Annotated in this window: 11 protein-coding genes; 6 read left to right on the top strand and 5 right to left on the bottom strand. The window is 69.8% G+C overall.

The window, feature by feature from the left end; genetic code table 11:
• The first annotated feature begins 67 nt into the window (after nt 1–67).
• From ABZ321_RS05785 to pknB, 4 genes are all read left to right on the top strand, one after another.
• The gene (locus ABZ321_RS05785) at nt 68–1,537 is read left to right on the top strand and encodes an FtsW/RodA/SpoVE family cell cycle protein (RefSeq protein WP_344508609.1); all 1,470 of its coding nucleotides are present in this window, start codon (nt 68–70) and stop codon (nt 1,535–1,537) included.
• A complete protein-coding gene (locus ABZ321_RS05780; protein WP_344508396.1) occupies nt 1,534–3,054 on the top strand; it encodes a penicillin-binding transpeptidase domain-containing protein in 1,521 nt (506 codons plus the stop codon). The genes ABZ321_RS05785 and ABZ321_RS05780 overlap by 4 nt, the downstream gene beginning before the upstream one ends.
• Before the next feature lie 13 nt (nt 3,055–3,067).
• Nucleotides 3,068–4,804, top strand: a complete 1,737-nt coding sequence (locus ABZ321_RS05775) for a serine/threonine-protein kinase (protein ID WP_344508607.1) — start codon at nt 3,068–3,070, stop codon at nt 4,802–4,804.
• A 119-nt stretch (nt 4,805–4,923) separates the two neighbouring features.
• Complete coding sequence (gene pknB / locus ABZ321_RS05770) at nt 4,924–6,651, top strand: Stk1 family PASTA domain-containing Ser/Thr kinase (protein ID WP_354889714.1); 1,728 nt, start codon at nt 4,924–4,926, stop codon at nt 6,649–6,651.
• A 112-nt stretch (nt 6,652–6,763) separates the two neighbouring features.
• Here pknB and ABZ321_RS05765 read toward each other — a convergent pair whose 3' ends face one another.
• The 4 genes from ABZ321_RS05765 to ABZ321_RS05750 all read right to left on the bottom strand — a co-directional run bounded on the left by ABZ321_RS05765 (nt 6,764) and on the right by ABZ321_RS05750 (nt 9,663).
• Entirely contained in the window at nt 6,764–7,408 is a 645-nt protein-coding gene (locus tag ABZ321_RS05765) for an aminodeoxychorismate/anthranilate synthase component II (protein ID WP_344508394.1), read from the bottom strand.
• A 9-nt stretch (nt 7,409–7,417) separates the two neighbouring features.
• On the bottom strand, nt 7,418–7,720 hold the full coding sequence (locus tag ABZ321_RS05760) for a hypothetical protein (RefSeq protein ID WP_344508393.1): 303 nt from the start codon (nt 7,718–7,720) through the stop codon (nt 7,418–7,420).
• Nucleotides 7,721–7,724: 4 nt separating this feature from the next.
• Nucleotides 7,725–8,774, bottom strand: a complete 1,050-nt coding sequence (locus ABZ321_RS05755) for a class E sortase (protein ID WP_344508391.1) — start codon at nt 8,772–8,774, stop codon at nt 7,725–7,727.
• A 79-nt stretch (nt 8,775–8,853) separates the two neighbouring features.
• Entirely contained in the window at nt 8,854–9,663 is an 810-nt protein-coding gene (locus tag ABZ321_RS05750) for a DUF881 domain-containing protein (protein WP_344508389.1), read from the bottom strand.
• Nucleotides 9,664–9,793: 130 nt separating this feature from the next.
• On the opposite strand from ABZ321_RS05750, the gene ABZ321_RS05745 reads away from it, so the two are divergent.
• Nucleotides 9,794–10,078 (top strand): cell division protein CrgA, encoded by a 285-nt coding sequence (locus ABZ321_RS05745; protein ID WP_344508387.1) that lies wholly within the window; start codon nt 9,794–9,796, stop codon nt 10,076–10,078.
• 204 nt (nt 10,079–10,282) lie between these two features.
• On the top strand, nt 10,283–12,430 hold the full coding sequence (locus ABZ321_RS05740) for a (Fe-S)-binding protein (protein WP_354889613.1): 2,148 nt from the start codon (nt 10,283–10,285) through the stop codon (nt 12,428–12,430).
• A 39-nt stretch (nt 12,431–12,469) separates the two neighbouring features.
• Here the strand turns inward: ABZ321_RS05740 and ABZ321_RS05735 are convergent, their stop codons facing one another.
• Nucleotides 12,470–12,703 (bottom strand): hypothetical protein, encoded by a 234-nt coding sequence (locus ABZ321_RS05735; RefSeq protein ID WP_344508383.1) that lies wholly within the window; start codon nt 12,701–12,703, stop codon nt 12,470–12,472.
• Nucleotides 12,704–12,831: the final 128 nt, after the last annotated feature.

The raw sequence follows: 12,831 nt of genomic DNA, 5'->3' as shown, positions 1-12,831 counted from the left end.
TGACCCTGACCGCGAGGCCAAGAGGAATTCTGCTGTGACCGCAACAGCCATCCCTTCCCCGTCGCCCATGGACCCGGGTGGCGGGGCAGGTGCGCCGCGGCCGGGCACCCGGCGCAACGTCGAGCTGGGGCTGCTGCTGTTCGTCGCCGCGATCCTGGTCATCTACGCGGGGGTCGTCGAGGGCAACGCGATCGGCGAGATCACCCCGGACTTCTGGGTGCAGACCGCGATCCTCGCGATCATCTTCGGGGTCGCCCACATGGCGATCCGGTTCCTGGCGCCGTACGCCGACCCGGTGATCCTGCCGGCGGTCGCGCTGATCAACGGCCTAGGCGTCGCCTTCCTGCGCCGGCTCGACCTCGCCAACACCAAGGCCCCCCAGCGGGCCGACCTGAGCGTCTTCGGCGGCGACGGCTTCCGCCAGCTCGGGTGGACCGCCGCGGCCGTGGTCGGCGCGATCGTCCTGATGGCGATCGTGCGGGACCACCGGTCGCTGTCCCGCTACGCGTACACGCTGGGCCTCGCCGGCATCGTGCTGGTGCTGATCCCGGCGGTGCTGCCGGCGCGGTTCTCCTCGATCAACGGCGCCAAGCTGTGGATCAAGTTCCCGGGCTTCTCGATCCAGCCCGGTGAGTTCGCCAAGATCTGCCTGCTGGTCTTCTTCGCCTACTACCTGGTGCGCAAGCGCGAGGTGCTGTCGATGGCGAGCAAGCGCATCCTCGGCGTCGACTTCCCCCGCGGCCGCGACCTGGGCCCGGTCGTGCTGGTCTGGCTGCTGTCGCTGATGGTCCTCGTCTTCGAGAAGGACCTCGGCACCTCGCTCATGTACTTCGGCATGTTCGTCGTGACGCTCTACATCGCGACGGTCCGGGTCAGCTGGCTCATCATCGGCCTGGCGTTCTTCCTCGGCGGCGCGTTCCTCGCGTACTTCCTCGGCAAGACCGTCGGCGGCCCGTTCCTCAACTTCTCCGAGCGCGCGACCACCTGGCTCGACCCGTTCGCCGACGCGGACAACAAGGGCTACCAGCTGGTCCAGTCGCTGCTCGGCCTGGGCACCGGCGGCCTGACCGGGGCCGGCCCCGGTGCCGGTCAGCCGCTCAAGGTGCCCGAGGTGCGCACCGACTTCATCTTCTCCGGCATGGGCGAGGAGATCGGGCTCTTCGGCCTGACCGCCCTGCTCGTGGTCTACCTGCTGCTGGTCGAGCGGGGCCTGCGCGCCGCGATCAACGTGCGGGACTCCTTCGGCAAGCTGTTCGCCGGTGGCCTCGCGTTCACGCTGGGGTTGCAGGTGTTCGTCATCGTGGGTGGCATCAGCCAGCTCATCCCGCTGACGGGCCAGACCACGCCGTTCCTCTCGGCGGGTGGCTCGTCGCTGGTGGCCAACTGGCTGCTGATCGGTCTGCTGCTGCGCATCTCGGACGCGTCGCGACGCCCGGCCGGCGGTGCGCCGTCGATCGGGCTGGGCGGGGTGTCCACCGGTGGTGGGGGCGGCGCGCCGGTCCAGATCCAAGAGCTTCCCACGGAGGTCGTGCGATGAACGCCCCACTGCGCCGGGTCGGTGTCGTGGCGCTGGTGCTGTTCGCGATGCTGTTCGTGAATCTGAACTACCGCCAGGTGGTCAAGGCCGACGACTACCGGACGCACCCGCGCAACGGCCGGGTCCAGGCCAGCGAGTACGAGCGCGCCCGCGGCAAGATCATCAACGCGCAGGGCATCGCGATCGCCGACTCGCAGGAGACCGGCGACACGCTGAAGTTCCTCCGCACGTACCCGCTCAAGGACAAGTACGCGCACGTCATCGGCTTCAAGCCGGTCAACCTCGGCGCGACCAACCTGGAGAAGCTCAACAACGACTTCCTGATCGGCACCTCCGACAAGCAGGCCGCCGACCGGATCGCCGGGCTGTTCACGGGCAAGGACCCGGCCGGTGGCAACGTGCTGCTGACGCTGTCGCAGGCGACGCAGGAGGCCGCGTACACCCAGCTCGGCAACAACAAGAAGGGCGTGAAGAGCGGCGCGGTCGTGGCGATGGACCCGGCCACCGGGGCGATCCTCGCCGAGGTGTCGCTGCCCAGCTACGACCCCAACCTGCTGAGCACCCACGACATCAACGCCGCCAGCGCCAACTACAAGAAGCTGGACACCGACCCGGCCAAGCCGATGCTCAACCGCGCGGTGCAGGAGATCTACCCGCCCGGGTCGACCTTCAAGATCATCACGTCGGCGGCGGCGCTGTCCGCGGACTCGTCGCTGACGCCCGACTCGGTCGTGCCGGGTGGCGAGTTCTACCAGCCGCCGCAGACCTCGACGTTCCGCATCAAGAATGCCCACGAGGGCATCTGCCCCGACCAGATCACGCTGAAGCAGGCGCTGACCGTGTCGTGCAACACGGTCTTCGCCCGCATGGGCGTCGAGCGGCTCGGCGCGGAGAAGCTCAAGTCGATGGCGCAGGCGTTCGGCTTCGAGGCCCAGCCGCGCTTCATCGAGGACCAGGAAAAGAACTACTGCAACGTCGCGGCCAGCCACACCGGCCCGATGACCGCAGGCGACGACAACCGCGTCGACCCGCCGGCCGTGGCTCAGTCGAGCATCGGACAGCGGGAAGTGAAGATGTCTCCGCTGCAAGGCGCCATGATTGCGTCGACGGTCGCCAACGGGGGGCGCGAGATGCGTCCCTACATCGTCGACCGTCTGCAGAACGCCGACCTGTCCAACGCTGACCGGACCGACCCGAAGGAGCTGGGCCGCCCGATCAGCGGCGACGTGGCAGCTTCGCTGCAGCAGATGATGTTCAGTGTCGTCACTGCCCGTGACGGCACGGGCCGCAACGCCAACATCCCCGGCTTGCAGGTTGGTGGTAAGACCGGAACGGCGGAGGACGGTGACGATGCCGGTGACCACGGCTGGTTCATCGGCTTCGCAATGAAGGACGGCAAGCCGATCGTCTCGGTCGCGGTCTTCCTCGAGAACGCTGGCAAGGGTGGCAGCGCGGAGGCGGCTCGCATCGCCGGCCTGGTCATGAAGGCATACGCGGACGAAAAGGGCATCAAATAATGAGGTGCGCGACATGTTGAGCGCCGGCACCACGTTGGGTGGGCGCTACCGCCTGGACGAGCGCATCGCCGGCGGTGGGATGGGTGACGTGTGGCGTGGCACCGATGAGGTGCTCGGCCGCACGGTCGCGATCAAGGTGCTGCTGCCCTCGCTGCTGGAGGAGGCCGGCTTCGCCCAGCGCTTCCGCGACGAGGCGCGCACCATGGCCACCATCAACCACCCGGGCGTGGTGGACATCTACGACTACGGCAGCGAGGGCGGCACCGCCTTCCTGATCATGGAGTACGTGGAGGGCGACGCCCTCTCCCGGACGCTGTCCCGCGTCGGCCGGCTCACCCCGGCCCGCGCCATGGCGCTCGTCGCCCAGGCCGCCGACGCGCTGCACGCGGCGCACGAGAAGGGCATCGTCCACCGCGACGTGAAGCCCGGCAACCTGCTCGTGCGGCCCAACGGCACGCTGGTCCTCACCGACTTCGGCATCGCCCGCTCCGCCGCCGCCGCGCAGCTCACCGCGGCCGGCTCGGTGCTCGGCACCGCCTCCTACATCTCGCCGGAGCAGGCCTCCGGCGCGCAGGCCACCCCGCTGTCGGACGTGTACGCCCTCGGCGTGGTCGCCTACCAGTGCCTGTCCGGGCAGCGCCCCTTCGAGGGCGACAACCCGCTGCAGATCGCGATGCGGCACGTCCGCGACATGCCGCCGCCGCTGCCCGCCGACATCCCGCCGCCGATCGCACAGCTCGTCGAGCGTGCGATGGCCAAGGACCCGTCGGCCCGCTGGCCCAGCGCCGCCGCGATGGCGCAGGCCGCCCGCCGGGTCTCCGGCGCCGGTGGCGGCACCACGTCCGGCCCGGGCATCCCGATGGCGGCGCCGCTCGGCCCGCCCGGGTCGCCGGTCGGACCGCCCGGCTCGCCCGTCGCGTACACCCCCGTCTCCGGCCCTCCGGTCTCCGGCGGTCCCATGTCGGGCGCGTTCGGCACCCCGGTCTCCGGCGGCGCCCCCACCTCGCCGGGCGTCGGCGCCGGCGGCACGCGGATCATGCCGGGTGGCGCGGTCCCGCCGCCGCCGGGTGTCGCCGCGGCAGGTGCCGGGCACGCCGCCCGGGGCGCGGCAGGTGTCCCGCCGCCGCCCAGCAACGAGACCGCGTACTTCCCCGGCGACGCCGGCAACTACCCGCCCACCGGCGGCTACCAGCCGGCCCCGCCGTCCAACAACCGGCCGGGCGGCAACCGCAACACGATGGTGCTGCTCGGCGCCGCCGCTGCCGTCCTGGTGCTGCTCCTTGGTGTCGGCGGCATCTGGTACGCGATGAGCGGCAACGACACGAAGGACGAGCCCAACGCCCAGGGCACCACGGCGGCGGCCTCGCAGGCGCCGTCCAGCGCGAAGCCGACCGGTAAGACGGTCAACATCCCGTGCGACTGGTCCAGGCTCCAGACGCGGCCGAACGTGGTGCGGCAGCTGCAGCGGCAGGGCTTCAAGGTGAAGGAGACCCCGCAGGACGGCAAGAAGCCGATCCCGGGCCAGGTGCTGAAGGTCGAGCCGTGCGGCCCGGCGACCCCGGTGGGCGACATCGAGGTGTTCTACCAGGAGGGCGGCGGCAAGCAGCCGACCGCCGAGCCGTCGGACGACAACGGTGGCGCCGACGAGTCGCCGAGCGCGGGCAACTCGTCCGCGCCGGCAGCCGGCAACAAGCCGTCCTGCCCGCCCGGCGAGACAAACGTCGGCGGCCTGTGCGTCAAGACAGGGTGATCCGTCCCACCGGACGGGTGCGTCCCGGCGGGCCGGATCGTCCCGACGGGCTGGATCGGAATGGGTTCTCGTCGCAAGACGTGGCAAGGTAAGAGTCGATGACCGAAGGACGACACGACATGACCGCCCAGCCTCGCCTCCTCGGCGGCCGTTACCAGGTCGGGGAGTTGCTTGGCTATGGCGGCATGGCCGAGGTCCATCGGGGCCGTGACCTGCGCCTTGGCCGCGATGTCGCGATCAAGACCCTGCGCACCGACCTGGCCCGCGACGCGACCTTCCAGCTGAGGTTCCGCCGTGAGGCGCAGAATGCCGCCTCGCTCAACCACCCCGCGATCGTCGCCGTGTATGACACCGGCGAGGAGCGGGGGCCGGCGGGCGAGGAGCTGCCCTACATCGTCATGGAGTTCGTCAACGGCCGCACCCTCAAAGAGGTGCTCGCGGCCGAGGGGCGGCTCATGCCGAGGCGGGCCCTGGAGATCACGGCCGACATCTGCGCGGCGCTGGAGTTCAGCCACCGGCACGGCATCATCCACCGGGACATCAAGCCCGGCAACGTGATGCTCACCCAGACCGGCCAGGTCAAGGTGATGGACTTCGGCATCGCACGGGCCCTGGCCAGCGGTGCCACGACGATGACGCAGACCTCCGCGGTCATCGGCACCGCGCAGTACCTGTCACCGGAGCAGGCCCGCGGCGAGCCCGTCGACGCCCGCAGCGACGTCTACGCGTCCGGCTGCGTGCTCTTCGAGCTGCTGTGCGGCCATCCGCCGTTCGTCGGGGACAACCCGGTGTCGGTGGCCTACCAGCACGTCCGGGAGGACCCGCGGCCGCCGAGCAGCAGCAACCGCGACGTGACCCCCGATATCGACGCGGTCGTGCTCAAGGCCCTGGCCAAGAATCCGCTCAACCGCTACCAGAGCGCCGGCGAGATGCGTGCCGACGTCATGCGCGCGGCGGCCGGCCGGCCCGTGTCGGCGCCGCCGGTCATGACCGAGGACGAGATGCAGACCGTGATGGCGGCGCAGACCGCCTACCGGCCCGCGCCGCCCGCCTCGCGCCAGCCCGCCCGAGCCGCGCAGCGGCAGAAGCAGAAGAACTCCACCGGCATCGTGGTCGCGCTCACCGTGCTGAGCCTGCTCGCGGTCGCCGCGCTGTCCATCGGGCTCTACCTGGCCAACCAGGACCCGATGGCGACGGTGCCCGACATCGTCGGCAAGAGCGAGCAGGAGGCTCGCGACGCGCTGCGGCAGGCGAAGCTGGAGGGCGACGGGCGCCCCGGCGCCAACGAGAACTGCAAGACCGGCACGGTCATCCGGCAGAACCCGCCGAAGGGCCAGGAGGTCAAGGCGGGCACCCAGATCGACTACGAACTCTGCGGCGCGCCCACGATGGCCACGGTCCCGACCCTGATCCGGTTCACCAAGGACGAAGCCAGCAAGCAGCTGACCACCCTCAACCTGAAGCCCAACGTCGTCGCGAAGGACGGCTACCAGCCGAAGGACGAGGTCATCGAGTCCGACCCGCCGGCCGGCTCGTCGGTGAAGATCGGCTCCACGGTCACGATCTACGTCTCCAAGTTCAACCAGGCGGTCATGCCCGACGTCACGAACAAGACCCTCGCCCAGGCGCAGGCGCTGCTCGAGACGGCCGGCTTCACGGCGGACCCGAAGACGACGGAGACGCAGGTGATCGACCCGACCAAGGACGGCCTGGTCATCAGCGCGTCGCAGCCGACCGGCAGGGTGCTGATGAAGACCGATGTGATCACCCTGAAGATCGGGGTGCTGGCGGGCGGCAACCAGTCCGGCTCACCGAAGCCGAGCGGTAGCGCCTCGCCCGGCAATTAGGCCCGGTTCACCCGGTTTTTCCACCCATCACCGTACGTACCCTGTGGATAACACGGCAGTTATCCACAGGGTTATACACAGGCTCGCACCCGTAGGCGCACACGAGGTGCGCCTACGCGAACGCGGCGATCCGGCGGGCTTCCACCTCGGCGACGAGCTCCGGGGCCCGCTCCAGCGCGGCGGGCAGGCCGCAGGCGGCCAGCCAGTTCGCCAGCATCTGGTGGCCGCCCTGGGTGAGCACCGACTCGGGGTGGAACTGCACGCCCTCGATCGGCAGCTCACGGTGACGCATCGCCATGATCACGCCCGACTCGGTGCGGCCGGTCACCTCGATCTCCGGCGGCAGCGTCGACTCCACCACGGCGAGCGAGTGGTAGCGGGTCGCGATGAACGGGTCCGGCAGCCCCTTGAGGACGCCCTGGCCGCCGTGGGTGACCAGAGAGGTCTTCCCGTGCAGCAGTTCGGGCGCGCGGGTCACGGTGGCGCCGAACGCCGCGCCGAACGCCTGGTGCCCGAGGCACACCCCGAAGATCGGGATCTTGCCCGCGTACTCGTGGATGACCGCCATGCAGATCCCGGCCCGCTCCGGCGTGCCCGGCCCCGGGGAGAGCAGGATGCCGGCCGGCCGCGCCGCGCCGATCTCCTCCACCGAGACCTCGTCGTTGCGGCGCACGTCACACTCGACGCCGAGCTGGCCCAGGTACTGGACCAGGTTGAACACGAACGAGTCGTAGTTGTCGACGACCAGGATGCGCAAGCGGCTCACCTAGCTCGGTAGGACCTGCGGGGCTGACGGCGTCTTCGTGGGCAGCTTCGACGGCTGCTTGGAAGGCTGCGTCGACGACTGTGTCGACGGCCGTTGCGACGGGTCTGCGCTCGGCTGCTGCAGTTGTCCGCCGTCCTGGTCGGTGGTCTCGACCTGGACGTCGTCGAACGGCAGGATCGGCTCGACCGCCGGGAAGACCTTGTACCACAGCAGCGCCCCGAGCGCACCGATCAGGATCACCGAGACCAGCGACTTGAGCTGCCATTGCTTGAACGGGATGTGCCGCCAGATCCATCCGTACACGCGGCTATCCCTTCAGCTCGGCGGGGTCGCCGGCGGAGACGGGCTGGGACCGGTCGAGCTTCGCGTGCACGACGAGCCGCTGGTAGTTGTTGAACTTCGGGTTGCAGGTCGTCATGGTCAGCAGCGCCTCGGTGGGTGCCGCCCCGGGCTTGCCCGGCACGGGCGCGACGACCTGGACCGCCGTGGGCAGCACGATCTCGTGGCCGATCACCCGGTAGACATACCAGGTGTCCTGGGTCTTGATGACCACCGGATCGCTGGGCTTGAGCTGGTCGAGGTCCCACCAGATCGCCGGCGTGCGGTGCCCGGCCATCGAGAAGTTGCCGATCTGGCCCGGCAGCGCGGTGTCCGGGTAGTGCCCCGGCGCGTAGCGGATGTCGGCGGCGGTCACGCCCTGCACGACGGCCCACTTCTTCTTGAGCCGCGGGATGTGGACGGAGGCGATCACCGCCCCGTTGGCGGGCTTGGCGACCGGGGCCGGTGGTCCGGACGGCGACACGGTCGGGTCGGGCTCCGGGTGGGACCACTGCTGCTCCAGCTGGCGGTTGAGCTCGTCCTGGTGCGCCTCGACGATCGCCGACTTGCCCCAGACCTCGTAACCGGCGAAGAGCAGCACGATGAGGCCGAACGTGATGAGCAGCTCGCCGGTGCCCCGGCTGACCGCCCGCACGACCGTGCCGAACGTGGTCCTCGTGTATTCGGAGTACACGCTGCGATAACCCTCCTGGGTGCGGACCGGCCGCAACGGCACGACCTTGACACCCTTTTCGGCGTCAGGCTCCGTAGTCGCTTCCGGTTCATCCTGGGGGGTGGCTTTTGGGGTTGTTTCCGCCGTTGCGGGGACCTTCGGCAGCACCGTGGTGGCGTCGGCCGCTCCCGGCGGCCCGCTGTGCTCGGTGAACTTCGGGATGTAGGCAGTGGCGTCCGCCGGTCCCGCCGTGGCGGTCTCGGCGGCGTCCATCGGCGGGCTGTCGTCCCGGATGCGGGGGATCATCCGGGTCGCGATGTCGTCCTGGTCCAGGGCGCGATGCCGGGGACGGTGTGCGTCGCTCATGCCGCCGCCTCCCGCGTCGGCCTGAGCCAAGCTGCGTTCATGGTTCGCGGCTCCTCGCTCCGCTGCGCCCCGCTCATGGTCAGGACCCGGTCGTCGCCGACCGGAGCGCGGTGGAGCCGTCGTAGGCCTTCGCCCGCACGTCTGCCTCCATCCGCACCTGGTAGCCCAGACCGAAGTTGTCCGCGGCGTTCCTGAACAGCGCAACCCCCTCCGTGTCGTCGAGGGAGCGCTGGAGGCGCACCTGGTCACCGATCGCGGCGATCTCGAACGGGGGCGAATACACCTGACCGTCGAGCAGCAGCGTGTTGCCAACGCAGCGTACCGCGCTCGTGGCGATGACCCGGACTCCCATGAGCGTCATCGCCTCGGCGCCGCCGGCCCACAACGCGTTGACCACGGCCTGTACGTCCTGCTGGTGGACCACGAGGTCATCCGGACGGGCACCCGCCGGGCGGCTGCCGTCGGGCCGTCTGGGGGCGTCGTCGAGCACGACCACGAGCCCCGGGCCGTGCACAGCGGTCAGCCCGGCGCCGGCCAGCTGGCTCTCGCCGCGGCGGCGCTGCTCGCCGACGGCGCCGTCCGCGCCCTCCTGGCTCTGCTGCTGCGCCTCGATCTCGCCGCGCAGCCGGGCGGCCCGGGCGCGGGCCGTGGCGATTTCCTGTTTTCTTCCAGCGATCAGGTTGGTCAGCTCGGGGCGCCGGTCGTCGCGCAGGTCCGTGCCGCCCGCGGTCGCCGCCGTCAGCGAGAAGAGCAGCCCGGCCGCCGCGAACACCAGCGGAGTCGCCGCTGACCAGCCGAAACGCTGACCCTTGCGGGGGTGCGGCAGCATAGCGCGGCCGAGCCGGCGCAGGGCGCGGGCCCATGAGGAATCGCCTGATGTGTACTCCACCACGACCCCTCCCCCCGGACGCGTGCCGACTTGACTACGCTAGACGTAGAACATTATTCAGGCCGACGCTGGCGGAGGTGGCGGCGTCACGTGGATAGTGTTGGCCAGACGACCCCTCCAGGAGAGCGCCGTGCCGAAGTCGACAGTTCGTAAGAAGAAGGTGTACACGCCGCCGGCGGAGTTGCGCCCACAGGAGACGGTGGCCGCCAAGCGCCGTCCGAGCCCGGCCTGGGTGCCGATCCTCGCGGTGAGTCTCATCGTGATCGGCATCGGGTGGCTGGTGACGTACTACCTGACGCAGGGCTTCTTCGACGTGGAAGCGTTCTCCGCCGTGGCCAAGCTGCAGTACTGGAACCTGGCCATCGGGTTCGGGTTCCTCGTGGCCTCGCTCGGCGTCCTGTCCAAGTGGCGCTGATCTAGTCCCCTGCTCCGTCACAGCCCCTTCGGTGCGTTCGTGCGCCGAGGGGGCATTTGGCGCTATTCCGTCACAACTTGCGGCGTCGTCTGTGGTGTCGCTCCCGCGCGTCATAGCGTGTGCTGCGACAAACTTCACGTTACTCATGAGTAACCAAGGGGACTAAGGTCTTCTGAAGGACCAGCGGCGTGGGAGGCAAACGGCATGGGCCCAGTGCAGATCATCGCGACCAGTGTCGCGGCGGTGATCACCGTCGTGGCCATCGTGCTCGTCGTGCGCACCGTGCGCCGGATGCTCTCCGTGGTGCGGCTGGGTCAACCCGACCCGTCCCGGAGCGGCCCGCGCGGCCTGCGCCTCAAGACGATGCTCGCCGAGACCCTGGGGCACACCAGGATGCTGCGGTGGACCGTGGTCGGCGCCGCGCACTGGTTCGTCATGATCGCCTTCATGGCGCTGTCGTCGCTGGTGCTGGAGGCGTACTTCGAGGTCGCCGACCCGGACCACGGCCTGCCGCTGATCGGCGCCTGGAACGTCTACGGCCTGGTCACCGAGTGGATCGGCGTGCTCGGCTTCATCGGCATCCTGGTCCTGATCGGCATCCGCCTGCGCAACCTGCCGGGCAACCCCAACCGCCGCTCCCGCTTCACCGGCTCGACGATGTGGCAGGCGTACTACGTCGAGTACACGATCCTCGCCGTCCTGCTCTGCGGCTTCTTCATCCGCGGCTTCAAGGCCGCCAACGACTCGCTCGAGTGGCCGGTGTGGGCCGCGCCGGTCAGCCACGGTCTCGGCGCCGTGCTGCCCGCCAGCGCCGCCGCCGTCAGCCTCATCGCGATGCTGAAGATCGTCGTCTCGATGACGTGGGTCATCGTGATCGCCAGCAACATCACGATGGGCGTCGCCTGGCACCGCTTCCTGGCGTTCTTCAACATCTACTTCAAGCGCGAGCCGGGCCGCGCCGGCTCGGGCCTGCGCGCCCTGCGGCCGATGATGAGCGAGGGCAAGCCGCTCGACTTCGAGGAGGCCGACCCGGACAAGGACCAGTTCGGCGTCGCGCAGGTCGAGCAGTTCACGTGGAAGGGCATCCTCGACTTCTCCACCTGCACCGAGTGCGGGCGGTGCCAGTCGCAGTGCCCGGCCTGGAACACCGGCAAGCCGCTCTCGCCGAAGCTGCTGATCCTGAGCCTGCGTGACCACGCCTACGCGAAGGCGCCCTACCTGCTGGCGGGCGGCCCGTCGGCGGCCGAGGAGGCGCTCGCCAAGGTCGACGTCCTCGCCCTCGCGGAGAAGGATCGCCCGCTGATCGGCGGCGTCGACGAGAACGGCGTCATCGACCCCGACGTGCTGTGGTCGTGCACCACCTGTGGTGCCTGCGTCGAGCAGTGCCCGGTCGACATCGAGCACGTCGACCACATCGTCGACATGCGCCGCTACCAGGTGCTCATCGAGTCGAACTTCCCGACCGAGGCGGGCGTCATGCTCCGCAACCTCGAGAACAAGGGCAACCCGTGGGGCGCCGCCCAGTCGACCCGTGAGGACTGGACCAAGGGCCTGGACTTCACGGTGCCCAACGTGGCCGACGGCGGCGACTTCGAGTACCTGTTCTGGGTCGGCTGCGCCGGCGCCTTCGAGGACCGCGCGAAGAAGACGACCCGCGCCGTCGCCACCCTGCTCAACGAGGCGGGCGTGTCGTTCGCGATCCTCGGCCAGGGCGAGACCTGCACCGGCGACCCGGCCCGCCGCATCGGCAACGAGTTCGTCTTCCAGATGCTCGCGCAGCAGAACGTCGAGACGCTCAACGAGGCCGGCGTCAAGAAGATCGTCGCGACCTGCCCGCACTGCTTCAACACCCTCGCCAACGAGTACGGCCAGCTCGGCGGCCACTTCGAGGTCGTCCACCACACGCAGCTGCTGGCGCAGCTGGTCTCGGCCGGCAAGCTCACCCCGGTGCAGCCGGTCGACGGCGCCATCACCTACCACGACCCGTGCTACCTGGGCCGGCACAACCGCGTCTTCGCCCCGCCGCGCGAGGTGCTCGGCGCGGTCGCGTCCTCCCAGGACGACGCCGGCCTGGTCGAGATGGACCGCTTCGCCGAGCGCTCGTTCTGCTGCGGCGCCGGTGGGGCGCGCATGTGGATGGAGGAGCGGATCGGCAAGCGCATCAACGTCGAGCGCGTCGAGGAGGCGCTGTCGACCGGTGCGAAGACGGTGGCCGTGTCCTGCCCGTTCTGCCTGACGATGCTCGGCGACGGGGTCACGGGCAAGAAGGCCGCGGGCGCTGCCCCGGACGACGTCGAGGTCGTGGACGTGGCGTCGGTGCTGCTTCGGTCGCTGTCGTCCAACAATTCTTGACAAATCGGACTTTTCGCTCTAGTTTGCTGGGGGACGGGGTCAGCGCTGCCCGATGACGTTCATCGCCATCGCCAGCGCTACCAGTACCGCCGCCGCCGTCGCGATCACGCGAAGGCCTCGCAGGCTCTCCGACCACGCTGCCTTGCGCGCGCCCGGGACCAGCGCCTTTGTGCGCGAGTAGTCCAGCCGCGCGCGCTTGGCCTTGGTGTTGGCGCTGCCGGCGGCGAACCCCGCGACGACTGCTATGAAGACACCGATCAGTGCCGCTCCCATGCCGCCCTCCTTGGGTCGTTTTCACAGCATCGAGGCTGCTTCGGGGTGCGAGAAGTCCCCGAAAGAGGGAGGGTGATCTACGCCTCTCGATACGGGTGACATTCGAGCGGGCCGCCGTCGGCGGAGCG

This window comes from Dactylosporangium sp. NPDC006015 (assembly GCF_040614215.1).
Classification (GTDB): domain Bacteria; phylum Actinomycetota; class Actinomycetes; order Mycobacteriales; family Micromonosporaceae; genus Dactylosporangium; species Dactylosporangium maewongense.
Note: the sequence above shows the minus strand (reverse complement) of the source record. Positions and strands in the feature narration are given on the sequence as shown.